This is a genomic window from Rhodococcus sp. A14 (assembly GCF_011603105.1).
Taxonomy (GTDB): Bacteria; Actinomycetota; Actinomycetes; order Mycobacteriales; family Mycobacteriaceae; genus Rhodococcus_F; species Rhodococcus_F opacus.
The window spans coordinates 72,111-91,685 of sequence record NZ_JAAOQS010000006.1 but is presented as its reverse complement, the minus strand read 5'-3'; the positions used below and the strand labels follow the sequence as shown (position 1 = coordinate 91,685).

Genomic DNA, 19,575 nt, shown 5'->3' with positions numbered 1-19,575 from the left:
CCTTGCTGTACTAGACGTCTCGTATCGATTTCCGTACTCTAACCCCATGCGATGTGGATCACAATCACTTTCTGTTGCGATATGTACGAGGGCTTCGAAACAACTCACACGGAGGCACAGTCGATGACGGTGCAGCAGTCGGTGTTCGTCGTCCCCCCGGTCGTGGCGGTGGCGCAGCATCGGGGGCTGTTCGCCGCAGCGGGCGTCGATGTGGAGACAAAATTGGTGGGGTCCTCCCACGAACAGCGCCGGGAACTCGACGAAGGCCGAGCGGATGTCGGCATCACCGCGACAGACAACCTGTTCGCCTGGAATGCAACGGGTTCGGACATCGCGGTGATAGCACAGATCGAAACGACCACCGATCTTGCCTTGACGCTTCGGCCCAAATTGCTATCGACCGATGGTCTCGACGTGATTCGTCTGGCGGTCGACGCCCCTACGAACGGCTTCGCCATCGTCGCGTACTCGATGATGGCGCGGCTCGGCCGGACGAAAGACCAGTACGAGGTCGTCGAGGTGGGTGGCGTGCGCGAACGGTTCGAGTCACTGATCGCCAACACGGCGGACGTGACTCTCCTGGCGCCGCCGCTGGACGAGATCGGCCGCGATCAGGGGATGACCGTTGCCATGCGGATAGCGGAACTGGTGCCGTCCTACCCCGGCCTCGGAATCGTGTCCACCCGAAAGGTCCTCTCGGGAAAAATGGACGAAATTGTCCGGTATCTCCGAGCTTTGGCCGCGGCCCACCGGTGGATGCAACAGGCGGCGGCATCCGAGGTCGAGCAAGAACTGCTCGCCACGGGGTTCGGACAGGCTGCGGTCGCCTCTGCTCTCGCCGCGGTGCCGCAGACCCTGGCCCCCTCCGGTATCGGCATTCGGGCGCTCGCCCAGCTGCGCGATGACCTCGGCATGATCGTCCAGGGTGCACCGGAGGCCGGTGATCTGATCGACCTCCGCCCGCTGCAGGCCGCCGGGCTCGTGCCGATACACAACCGCGAGGACGGCTGCGAACCGCTCTGACGGTCCGAATCCGGGACACCGGTCGAATGGACGCCGCCGAGGCAAGCAGAAAATGGCCGGCCCTCGAGCGCAGATCGCGGCGGCGTGTGTGCGCTGGGTCGGCGCGCGCCAGTGGCACTCTGCGATTCACCGGGGCGCACCGGGAACGCTGCAGGTGCCACCGAACCGAAACTGGCGCGAACCCGCGTCCACGTGTCCGAGAGATGTCGGCGGTCTGCGCAGCACGTCTGACGGGGGAGTGGGTATACGAGAGACGGGTTCACGGAGTGACTTTCGCCGACATCAGGTCGGGCGCATCGGAGTGTTGATGCGATGACTCCCCGGCCCGGGACAAGCTGTGCACGAGATGATCGAGGAAGACCTGTGCCCGCGGGCTGAGGGTCATGTGCCGGGGCCAGGTCGCGACCACGCTGGTGCGGCCGGCACGAGGGGTGAGCGGTCGCGTCACCAGGGGTCGTCCTTCGGAGGTGGTGTCGGGAGAGTTGGGACGGGACATGAGCAGGCCGTATCCGACTCCTCGCCCCACCAGAGCCCGGACGAGATCGATTGTGGGAACGGCGGTGCCGACAGTGGGTTGTACCCCCTGCTCGGCGAAGATTCGATGGGTGTTGGCCGTGCTCGGCGCCGAGTCGAGCAGAACGAGAGGTTCCTCGGCGAGCTCGTGCAAGGCCACGCTGATCCGGTCGGCGAGTCGATGGTCGGCCGGCAGCACGGCCATGACCTCGGTCTCGTACACCACCCGCTTGTTGAGGTCCGAGGGTAGAAACATGTCGTACAGAACCGCGAAGTCCAAGGTGCCGTCGGCCAGTGACGGCAGCAGCTCGTCGTCCCCACCGACCCGGACCCCGACCTTGGCCTTCGGGTGTGCGCCGGCGAAGTGCGCGAGCACCGGCGGCAGCACCGTGGCGGCGAACCCTACATAGCAGCCGACCCGGATGGGGCCGGTGATCTCCCCACGCGTGGCAGCGAGATCACCGACGAGGGAGGACACTTCGTCGACGAGATGACGCGCACGATGGGCGAAGTACTGTCCCGCCGGCGTCAGCTGCAAACCCTTCGCCTTGCGGCGCACGCACAGTTGCTCCCCGACGATTCGCTCTACCTCCGAAACCGACTGTGACAGACCTGATTCGGATATGTGCAACGCCGCCGCAGCCTCCGACAACGTCCCATATCGCGGGAGGGCGGAAAACAACTCGAGCTGGCGGACGGTGAGCTGACCCATGTGAAACTTCCGTTCAACTGAAGATATTTGCCATTTTTATTCACTTTACGAGAAGTACTCGGTGATGTGAACTAAGTCTCAACCCCAATGTGGTGCACAACACGCACAAGATGGAGAACGACATGACCGACACGGCAGCCACGCGGCCAATGTCCTGTCCGGTGACCCACGCCCCGGCTTCCGCCGGCGAGAGCGCACTTCCGCTGAGAGGTACCGTCGGCCCGGCTGACTTTCCCCCGGCACCCGAAGTCGACTGGGTGGCACCCGGTGAACTTGCCGCCGACCCGTACCCGACGTACCGGCGTCTTCGCCACGAGGCGCCGGTGGCGTGGGTCCCGGCCGTGAACAAGTACCTGGTCACCAGCTACCACGAATGCCACGAGATCGAGTGCGACCAGCAGATCTACACCGCCGATGTCGGGGGCAGCGGCGCGACCATGCTGCGAGCGCTGGGTGGGCATCCGATGCTGCGCAAGGACGATCCCGACCATGCGTCCGAACGATCGACGATCAATCCCACCTTGCGTCCGAAGATGGTCAAGTCCGTATGGTCCGAGGTGTTCACCCGCAACGCGCGTACCTACCTGGACGTCCTTGCCGATGCCGGTCCTGGGGCTGCCGAACTGAACCGGGACTACGCAGCGCCGGTGGCGTCGCAGAACCTGGTCGATCTGCTGGGGCTGCCGGATGTCGATGTCGAGGACATGCGGCGGTGGTCTCATGCTTTCATCGCCGGCACCGGCAACCTGCTCGACGATCCGGACATCTGGGTCCGTTGCGAGCAGGCCCGCACCGAGGTCGACGCCCTGCTCGATGTCTTGATTCCCTTCTACGAGAAGCATCCGAATGAGTCGATGACCTCGGCACTGGTCGGCAGCGGACTGCCTCGGCAGGCGGTGGCCGCGAACGTCAAGCTGACCATCACCGGGGGAATGAACGAGCCGCAGCACATGATCACCAACATGGTGTGGGCGCTGTCGAGGCATCCGGACCAGCAGCGGCGGGTGTCCGAGGACCGGTCGCTGTGGCCGGCGGTGTTCGACGAGACCGTGCGTTGGCTGTCGCCGATCGGCATGTACCCCCGTCAGACCACCCGCCCGGTGGTGCTCGGGGGGGTGCGCCTTCCCGCCGGTGCGGCCATCGGTGTGGTGGTTGGCTCCGCCAATCGCGACGAACGCTACTTCGACGCCGATCCCGCGGTGTTCGACATTTCCCGCCCACGCCGCCCGCACCTAGCGTTCGGCAGCGGGGTACATCTATGCGCCGGCCACTGGGCGGCCAAGAGCGCCGTCGGCGAGATCGCGGTGCCCCTGCTCTACGAGCGCTTCCCCGACCTGCGCATCGATATCACCCGCGAAACCCGATGGGACGGATGGGTGTTCCGAGGACTGACCGATCTTCCGGTCACCTGGGACAACTGAGAAAAGAGAGAGACCGCCATGTCAAAAGTCACCTTCCACCAGCCCGACGGGCGCAGCGATGTCCTCGACGTCCCCGACGGCACATCCCTGATGCGCGCCGCGGTCACCAACTCGATCCCCGGCATTGTCGGCGAATGCGGCGGACAGGCCATGTGCGCCACCTGCCATGTCTACATCCGATCCGCGCATCTGACGGATCTACCCGACGTCGGCGAGGACGAGGACGAGATGCTCGACTGCACCGCCACCGCCCGCGACCCGCAGCGGTCCCGTCTGGGTTGCCAGATCCTCGTCACCACCACCCTCGACGGTCTCGAGGTCGATCTCCCGGAAAGCCAGATCTGACATGAGCGCGACGGTCATCATCGGCGCGGGCCATGCCGGGATCCAGCTCGCCGACTCCCTGCGAACCCGCGGCCACGATCGCCCGATCACGTTGCTCAGCGCCGAATCGGAACTGCCCTACCAACGCCCCCCGCTGTCGAAGGACTACCTCGCCGAAGGCGATCCGCAACCGTTGCCGCTGCGTGGCGCCGAGTTCTATCACGATCACGAGATCGACCTGCGGCGCGGCACCGCTGTCACTGGAATCGACCCGCGCACCCGCACCATCGGGTGCGCAGACGGCACCCGGATGCACTACGACGATCTCGTTTTGGCCGCCGGCTCCCGCAACCGACGCCTCACCCTTCCCAGCGCACAGGGACCCGGGGTGCACTACCTGCGGACAGCCGCCGACGCCGCCCTCCTGCACGACGACCTCGACCGCGCGACGGCCGCCGTCGTCATCGGCGCCGGTTTCATCGGACTCGAATTCGCCGCCGCAGCGGCCCGGCGCAGCATCGACGTCACCGTCGTCGAATGCGGTCCCCGGCCACTCGCCCGCGCCCTGACCTATGCCACCACCGACCAGCTCACCGTCACTCACCGCGCCGCGGGTATCGACTTTCAATTCGACGTGCAGGTGTCGGCGATCGAACACGCCCACGGACGTGTCTCCGCCGTCGTCGGCCACGACGGCCGCCGATTCCCCGCCGACCTCGTGGTCATCGGTATCGGCGCCGACCCTCAGACTGATCTGGCCGCCTCCGCAAACCTGCGGATCGACAACGGCATCCACGTCGACGAATTCCTACGCACCAGCGACGAGCACATCTGGGCGATCGGCGACTGCGTCAGCTTTCCCTGCACACACGCCGGGACCAGGGTTCGGCGGGAATCGGTGCAGAACGCGGTCGACCAGGCCCGGGCCCTGGCGGCCACACTCACCGGGACCCCCACCACATACCGGGATCTACCCTGGTTCTGGAGCCACCAGGGTGCCTGCAAGGTCCAGATCGCCGGCGCCGGCGGACCTATCGACCGCACCGTGCTCCCCACCGACCCCGGCACCGGAAAATTCTCCACCTTCTGCTTCCGCGACGACATTCTCGTCGCCGTCGAATCGGTGAACCAGCCCGCCGTGCACCTGGCCGCCCGCAAAGCGCTATCGGCGCCCCAACGGCCCAGCCTCGCCGACCTGACCCGGGCCGGCTTCGATCTCAAATCGCTCTCCCCAGCTCGATCCGCCGCGATCTCCATGGGCTGAACAGTCCCTGCACCACCCCGCTCGACTGGCACACGCCCGCGTGCCGCACCCGCGCAACGCCATGCGCACCGGAGTGCTGAAATTCAACTGCGACAACCCCTTCCAAGTGTCATCCGGGACAGTCACGCCGCACCTGTGCCTTCGGCGGATCCGCACCTGAACCTTCGGCAGCTCTCTCTGGCTGGCGGAACGCCTACGGAGGGACAACGAACGGCACCGCCGGAGCAGGAGTGCTATCCGAAGGTCGGCACCCTGCGGGGGAGCACGGTGGTTCGACGTATTCCTCCGCATCCCTTGGGGGCAGCTTCTTCCGTTTCACCGTGGAAGTTCCACGGTTGCTTGAAATTTACGAACTCCGCGGGATGGGCTGAGATAGCCCCAGGCGATGTGACGCCGATTACACGAAGCGATCCTCGCTCGTCTCGCTCGATTTCCTCCCTGTCGAAGGTGTGTACCCATGGTGTGTAATGAAGAGATCCGTCGCGGATGGCCAAGTATCGTCATCGCCGCTTTCGGGTCGGCGGTCGGTATCTCCGGATTGCTGTTGTACACGATCGGTTTGTTCACGGCCGACCTCGAACACGCCATCGGACTGAGCAAGACCTCTTACGGTCTCGGCTTGCTGGTGGTCAGTGCGGGGGTCGCAGCGGGAACCGTGTGCACGGGGCGCGCGATCGACCGCTTTGGAACGAGACGGGTCATTGTCTTCGGGCAACTGTCCTTCGCGTCCGGCTATCTGGCCCTCGCGACGATAGTCGACACCGTTCCCGCCTTCCTCGCGGTCATGTTCGCGCTCGGCTTCCTCGCCAGCGCATCCGGCCCGGTCGGATTCACGCGAACGGTAAGCCTGTGGTTCGTCAAGTCGCGCGGGTTCGCCCTCGGACTCGCGATGACCGGAATCGGTGTCGCGGCGGCCGTCGTTCCGCTCGTCGTCAACAGCGTCATTGCCGAGCACGGCTGGCGGGCGGGGTTCCTCGTGCTCGCCGCGATCGCGGCGAGCGGCATCGCTCCCGTGCTCGCCTTTTTGAAAGAGCCCTCGGCAACGGCCAATGGGGGACAGGACGGCCACTCTACCGAGCGTGTCGAGCTCGATGCGCCTGCGCCTGCGCGTGCCCGCGCGTCTTTCGCCGCGATTCGTCGGGATTGGACCTTCTGGAGATTGTTGAGCACGTTTTTCATGATGTCATTCGCCTTCGTGGGTTTGCTGACACATTTCGTTCCGATGCTGCGGACGATGGATGTGGAGCCGTCGCAGACCGCGACCTTGGCGTCCCTGATCGGCTTCGCAGTCATCGGCAGTCGGATCGTGGTGGGTTTTCTGCTCGATCGCTTCCGCCCGGGCCTGGTTGCCGCAGGGGTGTGCGCCTCGAGCGCTGTCGGCACAGCCTTCCTGATCGTCGGAGGCGCCGCTTTCGCTCCACTCGCTGCAATCGCGTTGGGACTGGCCATCGGCGGAGAGATCGACATGATCGGCTTCTTCACCGCTCGTTACTTCGCACTCGCGGGATACGCCCGCGCGTATTCCTGGATGTACACGGGTTTCGTGATCGCGGCAGGAGTCTCACCGTTGCTCATCGGGATATTGTTCGATGCCCACGGTGCGTACTCGGCAGCACTCATCCTGTGCGGAGCCTTGGCCACCATCTGTGCCTTCGCCTTCGCCACACTGCCGGCACCCCCTCCGCGGACGTCGCCGGCCTACGCCCTCCCGCAGCCCGCCGAAACGGCGTTGTAGATGAAGTCAAAAACCCATTGCGGTTCGAGACGTATCGTATAGAATTCCCAGGGATAAACTAGGAGGCCAAAATGAAGCTAGGCAGGGTGGTGCGACCGACCCCTGACGGTCCGCGCGCACGAATCGTCGCGGTGCAGCCCGACTCCGAACGGGTGATCGACCTGGCGCAGGCATACGCGCTGACGCTGCAACGCTCTGGTGCGGAACCGGAGCGCGCGTCGAAGATCGCCCGCTCCATCTTTCCGTCCAGCATGGCCGCTGCCATCGGTGGCGGCGATGTCTTTCTGGATGCTGCGCACGATGCCCTCGAGACCGCGGACGACGCATCACTGCCGTTACTCGAGGTCCAGTGGTGTGCGGCGGTCGATTCCCCGGTCATTCGGGATGGGCTGACCTTCAGTCAGCACATCATCAATTTCAGTGAGAAGGTCACGCACGCGCTGCCCAATCCCAACATCTACAAGATTCCGGGATACTTCAAGGGCTCGACCGCAACGGTGTACGGGCACAACGAAGAAATTCCCTACCCGGACTTCACAGACGCATTCGACTACGAGCTCGAGATCGGCTACGTCGTCGGCCGGCGCGGACGCAATCTGACGCCGGACGATGCGCTCGATCACCTCTTCGGCATCACCATCTTCAACGACTTCAGTGCGCGCGACGTGCAGGGCGCCGAGATGGCGATCGGCATGGGCCCGCAGAAATGCAAGGACTTCGCCTACGGCATCGGCCCATGGATCACCACCATGGACGAGGTCTCATCCATCGAAGGATTGACCGGCTCCGTGAGGGTCAACGGCGAGACCTGGTCCACCTGTGTGGCAGGGGACATGGTGTACACACCCGCCGAGTTGGTCGCGTACGTCTCGATCGCCGATTACCTCCAGCCGGGCGACCTGATCGGTTCCGGCACTCTGGGATTCGGGTCTGGACTCGAACTCGGCAAGACGCTCTCACCCGGCGACGTCGTCGAACTCGAACTCGAATCCGTTGGCACATTGCGGTCACCTATCAGTAAGACCCGCGAAAAGGCCCCGTGGTGGCCTGAGCCGCGGCCGTATCCCTTCGAGGTCCAGGACGTCAACTGAACGACGTACGCGGTGCCGAGCCGGAGGCCGGGGTGCTGGCAGGGAGCGCGGCACCTCCCGCCGGACTCTTGCGAGCCCCTCGGCCTCCGGCAAGCCCCACACTCAATCAGGATGCATGTCTGTCCGAGACCCCACGCCGTCACCAAATACAAGTGAACGGCGCGAAAGGAATTCCATGACGAACGCTGTCATCGTGGACACTGTTCGCCTCGCCTCCGGTAAGGGCAAGCCGGGTGGCGCGCTGTCCGGCACGCACCCGGTCGAACTGCTGGCGCACGTGCTCCGGAGCATCGTCGAACGCAACGGCATCGACCCCGCACAGGTCGACGACGTCATCGGCGGCTGCGTCGGTCAGGCCGGCGAGCAGGCCCTCAACATCTCCCGGACGGCGGTGCTGTCGGCCGGCTTCCCGGATTCGGTTCCGGCCACCACCGTCGACCGCCAGTGCGGGTCGAGCCAGCAGGCGGCGCACTTCGCCGCGCAGGGTGTGATCGCCGGCGCCTACGACATCGTGATCGCGTGCGGTGTGGAGTCGATGTCCCGCGTTCCGATGGGCACGACGACCATCGGTCAGGACGCGTCCGGTCCGGGCATCGCCGCCCGCTACCCCGAGGGCCTGGTCAACCAGGGCATCTCCGCCGAACTGATCGCCGCCAAGTGGAAGTTCGACCGGGACACCCTCGACGCGTTCTCCGCGCAGTCGCATCAGCGGGCCGCCGACGCCTTGTCGAAGGGTCTGTTCGACAAGGAGATCGTCCCGATCTCGGTCACCAACGCCGCCGGTGAGACGGTGACCCACACCGCCGACGAGACCGTGCGCGCCTCCACCACCGCCGAGGGACTGTCCGGGCTGAAGTCGTCGTTCTACTCCGAGAAGTACGCGGCCCGGTTCCCCGAGGCGCAGTGGCACATCACCCCGGGCAACTCGTCGCCGCTGACCGACGGCGCGTCCGCGGCGCTGATCATGAGCGAGGAGATGGCGTCGAAGCTGGGACTGACGCCGCGGGCCCGGTTCCATTCGTTCGCCGTTGCCGGTGACGACCCGGTCTTCATGCTCACCGCGCCGATCCCGGCGACCAAGAAGATCCTCGCGAAGTCGGGGCTGAGCATCGACGACATCGACGCCTACGAGGTCAACGAGGCGTTCGCGCCGGTGCCGCTGGCGTGGGCGCACGAATTCGGGGCCGACCCGGCCAAGCTCAACCCGTGGGGCGGCGCCATCGCGCTCGGGCACGCGCTCGGCTCTTCGGGCACCCGCCTGCTGAGCACGCTGGTCAACAACCTCGAGGCCACCGGCGGACGCTACGGCCTGCAGACCATGTGCGAGGGCGCGGGCATGGCCAACGCCACCATTATCGAACGCATCTGACCGGGGCGGAGGACCAGTCCCGCACCGTCCGATCCCCGGCAGGGCTGTCCGCTACCACGGACACCTCCGCCCGCCGGAAGTCGGCACCGAAGCCCAGTGCTTCCTAGTTACGCCTCGATGGGTGGATGACCCTGGGCTCTCCGGTCGTCAGCCGACGGTGGTGAGTCTGGGGCTAGAAACCCACAACCCAATACGATACGATCCGTATAGTATCGCAACCTTCTGGAAAGGAAGGGGAGAAGATTGACACTCCTGCTGGACGACGCCGCGGTGCAATCGGCCTTCGACTGGACGCCGGCCATCGCCGCGTTGCGTGACGCCTATCGGGCGGCTCCCGACGATGCTCGATTCCCGGCCCGGACCATTGCGCGCGGCGGCACCTCGTTCCTGCGGTCGATGAGCGGCGCGCCGGGCAGCGGCGGGTTGATGGGCGTAAAGACCATCGCCGGCGCGATCGGCGTGCGCAAGTTCTCGTACCTCATCTCCCTGTTCGATCAGGAGTCCGCGGAACTGGTGGCGCTGCTCGACGGCAATTCGATCACCGGCTACCGCACCGCGGCCACATCGGCGCTGGCGGTCGACCTGCTGGCCGCACCCGGACCGGTCACGGTTGCGGTCATCGGTTCGGGTTTCGAGGCGAAGAAACATGTTCGCGCCCTCGCGGCGGTGCGCAAGCTCGAAGCCGTGCGTGTGTACAGCCCGCGAGCGGAGAGCCGGGCGCGCTTCGCCGACGAACTCGCCGATCTGGACACGTCGATCATCGCCGCCGAGTCACCTCAGGCAGCGGTTTCGGGCGCATCCGTGGTGATCTGCGCGGCGCGATCTTATAACGAATCGCCGATCTTGCTGGGCGCGTGGCTCGAACCGGGAATGACCGTCGTCTCGATCGGATCGACCGTGCGGGAGCAGCGCGAGGTCGATCCGGAGGTGATCGCACGCGCCGACGTCGTCATCGCCGACGTCCTGGAAGAAGTACTGCACGACAGTGGCGATCTCATCGCCGCGACGCAGGCGGGCATCGACGTCACCGACCGGATCGCGGCGCTGTCCGACCTCGTGTCCGGAAGGCACCCTGGGCGCACGACCACCGAACAGATCGTCGTGTACAAGTCCGTCGGCTCCGCCGTTCAGGACTTGGCCGTCGCCGCTATGTGCGCGGACGCCGCCCGCACGTCCGGGCTCGGATCCGAACTGCCCATCCGCATCCCACCGGTTCACAAGTAAAGGACGCACCATGAGCACTGCTGCCACCGAGAGCCGAACGCTCGCGGACCACACCCTGTTCCGCACTGCGGCCTATATCGACGGACAGTGGATTGAAAACGGTGAATCCGGGCGTTTCACCATCGCCAACCCGTCGACCGGTGAACAGCTGGCCGACCTGCCCTCGCTGAGCCGTCCGCAGGTCGCCGCGGCCATCGACGCAGCACACCGCGCCCTGCCCGGCTGGCGGGCCCGGTCCGCCAAGCAACGCGCCCAGATCCTCCGGCGCTGGTTCGACCTCGTCAACGAGCACGCCGAGGATCTGGCGCGGTTGATCGTCCTCGAGGAGGGCAAGCCGGTAACCGAGGCGCGCGGTGAAATCGCATATGCAGCATCGTTCATCGAATGGTTCGCCGAAGAGGCTAAACGTGTGCGCGGCGATGTCTTCCCGGCACCCGATCCCGCGAACCGCGTCCTGGTGCTCAAGGAGCCGATCGGGGTGTGCGCCGCGATCACGCCGTGGAACTTTCCCGCAGCGATGATCACTCGCAAGGTTGCTCCTGCGCTGGCCGCGGGTTGCACGATGGTCGTCAAGCCTGCTGGGCAAACACCGCTCACCGCCCTGGCTCTCGCGGAGCTGGCCACTCGTGCCGGGGTGCCGGCGGGTGTGTTCAGCGTGGTGCTCGGCAAGGCGGGGGAGGTCGGCGCGGAACTCACCGGAAACCCGTTGGTGGGGAAGGTGAGTTTCACCGGGTCGACGGAGGTCGGGCGGCTGCTGCTGCAGCAGTCGGCGGCGACGGTAAAGAAGGCATCGATGGAACTCGGAGGGAACGCGCCGGTACTCGTCTTCGACGACGCGGATCTCGAGGTCGCCGTATCGGGTGTGCTCGCCGCGAAGTACCGCAACACCGGTCAGGCGTGCATCAGCGCCAATCGGGTATATGTGCAAACCGGCATCTACGAGCGGTTCACCGCGGAGCTGGCCAACCGGGTCTCCGGCCTTCCGGTCGGCGACGGTTTCGAGCCGGGCGTCATGCTGGGCCCGCTGATCGACCAGTCTGCTGTCACCAAAGTCGAAGAACATGTGGCCGACGCCGTCGCCCACGGCGCACGTGTGGTGTGCGGTGGTGCGCGACATGACCGGGGCGGGCAGTTCTACCAGCCGACGGTGTTGGCCGATGTCGCCGCCGGTATGAAGGTCACCCGCGAAGAGACCTTCGGCCCGATCACCCCTCTGATCCCGTTCACCGACGAGGCGGATGCGATCCGGCAGGCAAACGACACCGAATTCGGCTTGGCCGCCTATGTTTTCAGTCGATACGCCGAGAGAATCTGGCGTGTGGCGGCGGCCCTCGAAGCTGGCATGGTCGGAATCAACTCCGGCCTGATCTCCAACGAAACCGCGCCCTTCGGCGGCATCAAGCAGTCCGGCCTGGGGCGGGAAGGGTCGATCTACGGCATCGACGAGTACATGGAGATGAAGTACCTCGCGTGGGCGGGCAGCGGCGCGAACTGACCGGAGCCGTTCAACCGGCCCAACACATCGAAATCAATTGATCGAAAATCGGAAGGAACGCCCGTCATGGCTGTTTACACACGCTCCGAAGCCCGGGAATGGGCCCGCGAGAAGCTCGTCGGCGCCGTCAACTGCACAATTCCATCGTTCACGAACGACCTCCGCCGCATCAACGAAAAAGGCATTCGCCACGATATCCGCCTCGCCAAGGAACACGGTTTCATTGGCAGTCTCGGTATCTCGGAAATCAGCATCACCCTGCCGGAATACCTGGACTTCTTGCGGATTTCCAAGGACGAGGCCGGCGATGACTTCTACATCGTCCACCACGCGAGCTGGAACGATCTGGAGCAGAACATCGAAGCCGTCCGGGGCGCAGAGGAGGCCGGCGCCGATCTAGTGCTGCTGTCCTACCCGCCGAACTTCTACCCGGAGTCCGAGCAGGAGATCTTCGACTACACCAAGGCCGTCGCCGACGCGACGAACCTGGGTATCATCCTGTTCCCGATGGTGATCTGGGGCTTCAGCGGCCGCATTCATCCGTCCGATATCCCCACCCGCATCATTCGCCGCATGATCGACGAGATCCCCAATCTCGCGGTGGTAAAAGCCGAAGGCGGCTTCCCGAGCATCCAGAGCGCGATCGAATGCCATCGCCTCTTCGGTGAGGAGATCGTCATCTCGATCCCCATCGAAGGCGAACTGATCCCGCTCTCGCAAGTCATTCCCATCCAGCTCTCGGCCACCAGCGATCACGAATACTTCGGACCCATGATTCCGCGTGTGATGCAGCTGCTGCGCGACGGCAAATACGATGACGCCACCGAGATCTACTGGCAGTTGCATCCTGCGCGCAAGGTCAAAGCCGGACTATTCAACGGAATGCACGGCGGGTCGTTCCTCAACCGCCAGGCGTGGAAGTTTCAGGGGTGGTTGCAGGGCTACAACGGCGGCCCGCTGCGGCAACCCACCCAGCGCATCCATGACCACCAGATGGCCGCGCTGCGCAAGGGCTTGATCGACGCCGGACTGGAGCCGAGTATGGATCCGTTCCGAGAGTTCTTCATCGGCCGCAACCCCGCCTGACCGCGGAACCAGTAGAGGGAAGTGGCTCCGGTAGATTCCTCGATCGACGTTGGTGCGGTACTCCGGCGGAGCACCGTCGATCGAATTGTTGGCCTGGGTGCGTGAACTGAGTGTCGAAGGCGATGACGTCACCGCCCTGGTCGGCGACGTCATCGCTCGAAAGCTGCTACTTGACCGACCAGTTATATTCCAACCTCTGACCCACTATCCACGGACGACCTTTCGGTCCGGTCAGCTTATCAACGCCAGAGGTCCCCGGAAGGGGATCGAAGCGAACACCCTCAGTTCCAGATCGTTGACACCCGAATCACACTGATGTGGGTTTCGCGTGCTTCAGAACCCTTGTTGTTGAAGGTTTCATAGAGGCTGGCGAGCAGCATTCTGACCTGTAGCCAGCCTCGGGACGCGGGCCGTCGGCATTCACGGAGTAGTCGATGTACCGACTTGGGATCTCGCCACAGACCTAGGAGTAGTCGAAATGCCGTTGCATGTCCTTCATGCTGCGATTGCGTGCGTCAGTCTGATCGCACCCCGCCGCGCGACATCGATCCAACAAATCCTTACGAATTGTGCCATCGCACGAGCCAATGCACGGTGGCTGGCCCTTGCCGCGAGCGCATAACAAGAGTCCTCTAGCTGGATGAGGCCATAACGTTGGTGACACCGGCGTGGAACTTGCTCGCGGGTGGCCGGTTTCAGGCGGCAGTGTGAGGTCGATGGTAGTCGTAGTGCACGTTCCACACTTCGAGAGCTCGTGAGCGCTGCTGCTCGCTGGTCCAGGTTCGGGCGTAGAGGAATTCCTCGGACAGGATCGAAGTTGTAGCGCTCGACCTTGCCATTGTGCCGTGGGGTGTATGGGTTGATTCGCCGGTGGCGCGCGCCGTGCAGGACATTGGCGAAGTCTTTCGCGCGGTAGCATGAGCCGTTGTCGGTGACGATCCGATTGATGTGGCCGACGGAAGTGTGCAGCGAAGAACACCCGGGCTCGATGCATGAATCCGATTGCCGTGGAGGCTTTCTCATCGGTCAAAGCCTCGGTGTAGGCAAGGCGGGAGAACCCGTCGACGGCGGAGTACAGGTACACGTAGCCGGCGCGGGCTCCGGCAGCCTTGGCGCGTTCGACGGCCTTCGCCTGGTCAGAGCGCTTGCCGTTGGCACGCCAGCCACCGCCCTTCCGGTATCCGCCCGACCTTCACCCGCGTCCACGTGCACCATAAGCCCCGGCCAGCGGGCGACGATTCGCCTTGGTTCACGGTTGCTCTCACCGGTGGGGTCGAGGAACTTGCGCCGGTTCAATCCGAGGAGGGCCAGGTGTCGGCTGATGGTGCGCACGGCTATCGTGGTGCCATCACTGCTCAGTTCGTGGGCGGTGCGGCGGGCGGACCATTTCTTGTCGCGGCGCAGCTTCTCGATCCGTGCCACCACCGAGGTGGGGGTGGCGGTCGGTTGGTTGGTGGTGGGGCACGCTCGGGCGATCCAGCAGTCCCAGTTCCCCGAACTCGCGGAAGCGGGTTACCCATTTGCTGGCGCAGGCGCGGGAGATGCCCATCTCGGCAGCGACGTGGGCGATGGGACGGGTCTGGCAACGTTCGACGAGTCGGCGGCGATGACCGGCATCATCGAGGTGCTCCGCGTCAGCACCGACCCTGGTGATGCCGTAATCGTGACCACCCGGTCTACGCGCCCTTCTTCTCGTACGTCTCGCACGCAGACCGGAACATCGGTGTGGCGCCGCTCACCCGGGCGGGCCGTCTCGACATCGACCTCATCGGGGACACGATCGCACGAGTGCAGACGGCGGTCGGTCGGTGCGTCGTCCTACTCTGCAACCCGCACAACCCCACGGGCACCGTGCACACCAGGTCCGAACTCGAATCGCTCGCGCGTGTAACCCGGGACGATTCACTGGGGAGCGCTCTGATCGCCGAGCTGGAGTACCGGTTGCTGGCAAGGGGGGTGCGGCGGATGAGCGCACTGTTGCCCGAGGGGGAGACAGGTGCGGCGGCATTGGCCAATTCCGGTTTCACCGCGCGGGCAGGCATCACCTATTACGAGAAGGTGGGGACGGTATCACCGCGGATCGCGGAAGTGCTGGCCCGGCTCGGTGGGGCGGTCCCACCGGCAGGTCTGTGGCGGCAGGTCGCCCGGATGGCCAAGGAGAAGACTTTGATCGAGCGGCGGATCGTGCTGCCGTTGTCGCGGTCGGTACTCACCGCCGAGCATGGGGTGGTGCCGCCGCGGGCGGTGGTGCTGTTCGGGCACGCAGGGAAGGGGAAGACCACGTTTGCGCGGTCGATCGCGAGCCGGTTGGGGTGGCCGTTCGTCGAATTGTTTCCGTCACGGTTGGCCTCGAATGGGGGCGGTTTGGCGGCGGGGATCGGGGAGATGTTCGGGTCGATGGCCAAACTCGATCATGTGGTCGTCTTCATCGACGAGGTGGAGGAGGTGTCGCGGCCCGGCGCCGGCCAGGGTCGGATTCGGTAGGAGTGGTGGACGAGTTGCTGAAATCTATCGTCGGTTTCCGGGAGCGGGCTGGGCGGCTTCTGGTGTGCGCGACGAACTCGGTGCGTGACCTCGATGACGCATTTTTGCGGCGTGGTCGGTTCGATTACGTGTTGCCGATCGGGGCACCGGATGAGCAGGCCCGGCATGCGTTGTGGGAGCTGTTCCGGCGTTGGTGGCCGCGTCGGCGGGCTTTACTCCCGCGGATGTGGCGCACGCGGCACGGATGGTCGCGCAGACGACGTTCGAGTGCAGTGTCGAACAGGGGGACGTTGTCACGCCGGTACGGAGGACTATTGGGGGTGATCAGTGCGATGCGTCCGACCCTGACCCCGGAAATGCTCGATGCGTTCGCTGTGGACATCGCCCGCTTCGCCCGAAGCTAATGGTGAGCTCAAGGTGTGCGGCCGGGAAATCGGCACTGAGGGGTGAAGTTTGTTTGAGCACAGTTTGTCCATATCGAGTACCGCGTGTCCCCGGCCGGTCCTCTCGCGAGGACCGGTCGGAAGCTGGCGATGTATGCCGTTCAGTTCATGAGTGCTGACCCTGCTTGCGCAGGGTGTTCTTGAGGATTTTGCCGGACGCGTTGCGGGGGAGAGCGTCGATCACCTCGAGTTGGGTGGGGAGTTTGTACTTCGCGAGGGATGCTGATGCCCATTCGCGAACGGAAGTGATGTCGAGCGCGGCGGCCGGACCCCGAGGGACTACGAAGGCGACCGGTGTTTCGCCCCACACGGGGTGGGGGTGGCCGATGAGTGTGACCTCGACGATATCGGGGTGGGCTGCGAGTACGTTTTCCACCTCGGAACAGTAAATGTTCTCGCCACCGGAGATGATCATGTCTTTTGCGCGGTCGACGACGTAGACGAAGCCGTCCTCGTCTACGCGGACGAGATCACCGGAGTGGAACCAGCCGCCGTGGAAGGCATCGGCCGTCGCATCGGGCTTGTTCCAGTATCCGAGCATCACACCAGGGCCACGGTAGACGATTTCACCGACCTCACCCGGTTCGACGTCTTCCATGTCCGGGTTGACCACGCGGGCTGTGACCGCAGCGATGGGCCGGCCGACGGAGCCGAGTTTGCGGATCGCGTCCTTACCGTGGAGCACGCACGTCACCGGGGACATTTCGGTTTGGCCGAACAGCGCGACGGTCATCGCGTCGGGGAAGGTGTCTGCCATCCGGCGTAGGAGTGTGTCGCTTGCCGGCGCCGCGCCCCAACCGAGGACACGTAGCCGCTCGAGGTTCCTGGTGGCGATGCCGGGTTCTGCGCACAGGGCCTGCCACTGTGTGGGAACCAAGAATACGCTGGTGACGCCCTCGTTTTCGAGCAGGTCGAGAATCGCGTCGGCGATGAACGCTCGGGTGGGATGGAGGACGAGTGTGCCGCCGACGAAGAGGGTCGGGACGACGGAGCCGATTGCGCCTATGTGGAACAGTGGGGAGGCGATCAGGTTGACCTCGTCCTCGTCCACGTACTGGAAGGCCCGTGTGACGGTGACGCCCTGGGCCTGCAGGTTCAGGTGGGTCAGCACGGCGCCCTTGGGGCGTCCGGTGGTGCCGGAGGTGTACATGATCAGGGCGGGGGAGTCTTCGGGGACGTCTGGTAGCGGAGCCGCCGCCGCGGTGTTCGTCTCGTCGATGAGGTCGCTGTAGAGCTCGAATCCGTTGGTGGGGTGGGTGATGGTGACGAGCCGAGGGCTTTCGGGAAGGTCTTTCAGGGCGGCCACGAGGATCGGGGTGCCCAGCTCGTCGCCGATGGCGATCTTTGCGCCGGAGTCGGCGAGTAGGTAGGCGGTTTCTGGTCCGGTCAGCCGAAAGTTGACCGGAACGGCAAGGGCACCGAGAAGGTTTGCAGCGAGCACTGTTTCGATGAACTCCGGACGGTTCCCGGTGATGATCGCTACTCGGTCGCCGAAGCCGATGCCTCGTGAGGACAAGGCCCTTGCCAAGGCACGCACCCGGTTCCGAAGCTCGGTCCATGTAGTGGTCGATCCGTCGAACCGGATCGCGGCGCGGTCACTGAGGGTGGCGGCGTGGCGTTCGACATGGTTCATCCAGTGCGATCGCCGGGCGCGGCCGGGCTGGTCGGAGAATTCGATCTGGTGCACGTGCTTCACCTTTCGGCGTGTTGAGGAGGAAGTGCGGGCGCGTCGAAATCCTCAGTCGAAAAGCCCGTGCGGCTGATCACCGGCCCGCTGCCTCGACTGGAAATCCGGAAGGATGTAGTCGCCGCTGTGCCGACTGACGACGGGGTGGCCGCGGTCCCGGTGAGGCATTGATGCCACGGCAGCGCGAGTAATGGGGCGTTACCTCGGTGGCCGTGTCGGTCCGTGTGTTGCTCAACCGGTGACTGCAGAGGTCTTGTAGACGGATTGGTAGGTCAGGTAGGGGTCGATACCTTCGGGGCCGAGTTCGCGCCCGTGTCCGCTGGCCTTCACGCCGCCGAAGGGGGATCCGAGATCGAGGGTGTACGAGTTGATTCCGACGGTACCGGTCTTGACCTGGTGGGCGATGGCGTCGGCGCGGTCGGGGTCTGTGGACCATACTGTCCCACCCGGACCGAACTTGCTGTCGTTGGCGATCTGGATGGCATGGGCGTCGTAGTCGTATTTGATGATTGACAGGACGGGGCCGAATATTTCCTCTCGGGCAATGGTGTCGCTGTTGTCGACGTCAGCGAAGACGGTCGGAGCGACGAAGTAGCCGTCGAGGTCGGTGACTGCGTCACCGCCCGTGATCAGTCGGGCGGTGCTCGACTTGCCAGTCTCGATGTAGTTCAGGACTCGTTTTTGATGGTTTGCGGTGACCATCGGGCCGATCAGGGTGTCGTGATCGAGTGGGTCTCCGACTGTGAAGGACTTCACCACGGAGGTGACGGTGTCCACGACCTCGGTGTAACGGTTCGCGGGCACGAGCAGTCGGGTGCTCGCGTAGCAGGTCATGCCGTTGTTGGGGAACGAGGCAGCATAGAGCCCTTGGGCGAGGACGTCGAGATCGACGTCGTCGAGCACGATGCCGGCAGACTTGCCGCCGAGTTCGAGTGTGACCGGTCGCAGCAGGCGTCCGCAGACCTCGCCGATAGCGTGACCGGCCGGAGTTGATCCGGTGAAAGCGACCTTGTCGATGCCCGGGTGCGCGACCAGGTGTTGGCTGGCTTCGAGGCCGGCGGGGACGATGTTGAGCACACCCGACGGCAGCCCTGCCTCCAATGCGGCATCCGCGAAGACGAAAGCGTCCAGGGCGGTCTCGAGGGCGGCCTTGAAGACGACCGTGCACCCTGCCGCGAGCGCAGGCGCGATCTTCATCATCGCCAACGTTTGGGGGTAGTTCCACGGGGAGATGGCCGCAACGACGCCGACCGGCACTCGACGGATTTCGGTTGTTCCGGTGAGGCTCGGGCGCGATTGCACCCAGGTGAGTTCTCGGGCGAGGCCTGCGTAGAGGCCGAGCAGTGCCGCCGGGGCGAGTCCGTTGGCCGATGCCGACAAGGTGATCGGCATGCCGTTCTCCTGGCTGCACAGCGTTGCGGTGTCCTCACCCCGTGCGGCGAGGGCGGCGGCGAAGCGGTCGAGAATGTCGGCGCGGTCGTGCGCCGGGGTGGCGGACCAACCGGTCAGTGCGTGGTTGGCCGCGGTGACCGCTGCGTCGATGTCTGCGACGCCGGCGGTGGCGGCGGCTCCGAGGACCTTGCCGGTGCTCGGGTTTACGACGTCCACAGGGGTGTCGGTGCCGGTGACGAATTCACCGTTGATGAACAGGTGTGGGCGGTCGAGTCCCATGGAGTCTCCTGGCTCTGAAGTGAAGAGGATGGG

The 19,575-nt window shown here is 64.9% G+C and carries 15 protein-coding genes and 2 pseudogenes; 13 read left to right on the top strand and 4 right to left on the bottom strand.

Features of this window, described 5'->3' with window-relative positions:
- Window positions 1–123: 123 nt before the first annotated feature.
- Complete coding sequence (locus tag G9373_RS05450) at window positions 124–1,023, top strand: ABC transporter substrate-binding protein (RefSeq protein ID WP_166680756.1); 900 nt, start codon at window positions 124–126, stop codon at window positions 1,021–1,023.
- A 259-nt stretch (window positions 1,024–1,282) separates the two neighbouring features.
- Here the strand turns inward: G9373_RS05450 and G9373_RS05445 are convergent, their stop codons facing one another.
- The gene (locus G9373_RS05445) at window positions 1,283–2,248 is read right to left on the bottom strand and encodes a LysR substrate-binding domain-containing protein (protein WP_167114277.1); all 966 of its coding nucleotides are present in this window, start codon (window positions 2,246–2,248) and stop codon (window positions 1,283–1,285) included.
- 122 nt (window positions 2,249–2,370) lie between these two features.
- Here G9373_RS05445 and G9373_RS05440 point away from each other — a divergent pair, with 122 nt between their 5' ends.
- The 9 genes from G9373_RS05440 to G9373_RS05400 all read left to right on the top strand — a co-directional run bounded on the left by G9373_RS05440 (window position 2,371) and on the right by G9373_RS05400 (window position 13,257).
- Complete coding sequence (locus tag G9373_RS05440) at window positions 2,371–3,669, top strand: cytochrome P450 (protein ID WP_240960371.1); 1,299 nt, start codon at window positions 2,371–2,373, stop codon at window positions 3,667–3,669.
- An 18-nt stretch (window positions 3,670–3,687) separates the two neighbouring features.
- Entirely contained in the window at window positions 3,688–4,014 is a 327-nt protein-coding gene (locus G9373_RS05435) for a 2Fe-2S iron-sulfur cluster-binding protein (protein WP_164060992.1), read from the top strand.
- A gap of 1 nt (window position 4,015) precedes the next feature.
- Window positions 4,016–5,257 (top strand): FAD-dependent oxidoreductase, encoded by a 1,242-nt coding sequence (locus tag G9373_RS05430; RefSeq protein ID WP_167114273.1) that lies wholly within the window; start codon window positions 4,016–4,018, stop codon window positions 5,255–5,257.
- Between the two features lie 457 nt (window positions 5,258–5,714).
- Complete coding sequence (locus tag G9373_RS05425) at window positions 5,715–6,992, top strand: MFS transporter (RefSeq protein ID WP_167114271.1); 1,278 nt, start codon at window positions 5,715–5,717, stop codon at window positions 6,990–6,992.
- A 71-nt stretch (window positions 6,993–7,063) separates the two neighbouring features.
- Complete coding sequence (locus G9373_RS05420; RefSeq protein ID WP_167114268.1) at window positions 7,064–8,083, top strand: fumarylacetoacetate hydrolase family protein; 1,020 nt, start codon at window positions 7,064–7,066, stop codon at window positions 8,081–8,083.
- 175 nt (window positions 8,084–8,258) lie between these two features.
- A complete protein-coding gene (locus G9373_RS05415) occupies window positions 8,259–9,452 on the top strand; it encodes a thiolase family protein (protein WP_167114265.1) in 1,194 nt (397 codons plus the stop codon).
- A 243-nt stretch (window positions 9,453–9,695) separates the two neighbouring features.
- Entirely contained in the window at window positions 9,696–10,676 is a 981-nt protein-coding gene (locus G9373_RS05410) for an ornithine cyclodeaminase family protein (protein ID WP_167114262.1), read from the top strand.
- Window positions 10,677–10,686: 10 nt separating this feature from the next.
- The gene (locus G9373_RS05405) at window positions 10,687–12,171 is read left to right on the top strand and encodes an NAD-dependent succinate-semialdehyde dehydrogenase (protein ID WP_167114259.1); all 1,485 of its coding nucleotides are present in this window, start codon (window positions 10,687–10,689) and stop codon (window positions 12,169–12,171) included.
- Window positions 12,172–12,237: 66 nt separating this feature from the next.
- Window positions 12,238–13,257, top strand: coding sequence for a dihydrodipicolinate synthase family protein (locus G9373_RS05400; RefSeq protein ID WP_167114256.1), 1,020 nt, complete (start codon window positions 12,238–12,240; stop codon window positions 13,255–13,257).
- A gap of 632 nt (window positions 13,258–13,889) precedes the next feature.
- On the opposite strand, the pseudogene G9373_RS05395 reads toward G9373_RS05400, so the two are convergent.
- Window positions 13,890–14,911 (bottom strand): annotated as a pseudogene (locus G9373_RS05395) (IS481 family transposase).
- Window positions 14,912–14,937: 26 nt separating this feature from the next.
- Here G9373_RS05395 and G9373_RS47615 point away from each other — a divergent pair.
- The 3 genes and pseudogenes from G9373_RS47615 to G9373_RS47605 all read left to right on the top strand — a co-directional run.
- Window positions 14,938–15,141 (top strand): annotated as a pseudogene (locus G9373_RS47615) (aminotransferase class I/II-fold pyridoxal phosphate-dependent enzyme); the annotation flags it as partial.
- Between the two features lie 81 nt (window positions 15,142–15,222).
- A complete protein-coding gene (locus tag G9373_RS48115) occupies window positions 15,223–15,741 on the top strand; it encodes an AAA family ATPase (protein ID WP_346842806.1) in 519 nt (172 codons plus the stop codon).
- A gap of 2 nt (window positions 15,742–15,743) precedes the next feature.
- Entirely contained in the window at window positions 15,744–16,145 is a 402-nt protein-coding gene (locus tag G9373_RS47605) for an ATP-binding protein (RefSeq protein WP_259376144.1), read from the top strand.
- Window positions 16,146–16,290: 145 nt separating this feature from the next.
- On the opposite strand, the gene G9373_RS05380 is transcribed toward G9373_RS47605, so the two are convergent.
- Entirely contained in the window at window positions 16,291–17,817 is a 1,527-nt protein-coding gene (locus tag G9373_RS05380) for an AMP-binding protein (RefSeq protein ID WP_167114366.1), read from the bottom strand.
- A gap of 285 nt (window positions 17,818–18,102) precedes the next feature.
- Complete coding sequence (locus G9373_RS05375) at window positions 18,103–19,542, bottom strand: aldehyde dehydrogenase (protein ID WP_167114253.1); 1,440 nt, start codon at window positions 19,540–19,542, stop codon at window positions 18,103–18,105.
- Window positions 19,543–19,575: the final 33 nt, after the last annotated feature.

Excerpts from the sequence above, each read along its gene's own strand:
- G9373_RS05405 (WP_167114259.1), top strand. The coding sequence starts at position 10,687 with ATGAGCACTGCTGCCACCGAGAGCCGAACGCTCGCGGACCACACCCTG.
- G9373_RS05445 (WP_167114277.1), bottom strand. The coding sequence starts at position 2,248 with ATGGGTCAGCTCACCGTCCGCCAGCTCGAGTTGTTTTCCGCCCTCCCG.
- G9373_RS05420 (WP_167114268.1), top strand. The coding sequence starts at position 7,064 with ATGAAGCTAGGCAGGGTGGTGCGACCGACCCCTGACGGTCCGCGCGCA.
- G9373_RS05440 (WP_240960371.1), top strand. The coding sequence starts at position 2,371 with ATGACCGACACGGCAGCCACGCGGCCAATGTCCTGTCCGGTGACCCAC.
- G9373_RS05430 (WP_167114273.1), top strand. The coding sequence starts at position 4,016 with ATGAGCGCGACGGTCATCATCGGCGCGGGCCATGCCGGGATCCAGCTC.
- G9373_RS05380 (WP_167114366.1), bottom strand. The coding sequence starts at position 17,817 with ATGAACCATGTCGAACGCCACGCCGCCACCCTCAGTGACCGCGCCGCG.
- G9373_RS05425 (WP_167114271.1), top strand. The coding sequence starts at position 5,715 with ATGGTGTGTAATGAAGAGATCCGTCGCGGATGGCCAAGTATCGTCATC.
- G9373_RS48115 (WP_346842806.1), top strand. The coding sequence starts at position 15,223 with ATGAGCGCACTGTTGCCCGAGGGGGAGACAGGTGCGGCGGCATTGGCC.
- G9373_RS05400 (WP_167114256.1), top strand. The coding sequence starts at position 12,238 with ATGGCTGTTTACACACGCTCCGAAGCCCGGGAATGGGCCCGCGAGAAG.
- G9373_RS05450 (WP_166680756.1), top strand. The coding sequence starts at position 124 with ATGACGGTGCAGCAGTCGGTGTTCGTCGTCCCCCCGGTCGTGGCGGTG.
- G9373_RS05435 (WP_164060992.1), top strand. The coding sequence starts at position 3,688 with ATGTCAAAAGTCACCTTCCACCAGCCCGACGGGCGCAGCGATGTCCTC.
- G9373_RS05375 (WP_167114253.1), bottom strand. The coding sequence starts at position 19,542 with ATGGGACTCGACCGCCCACACCTGTTCATCAACGGTGAATTCGTCACC.
- G9373_RS05415 (WP_167114265.1), top strand. The coding sequence starts at position 8,259 with ATGACGAACGCTGTCATCGTGGACACTGTTCGCCTCGCCTCCGGTAAG.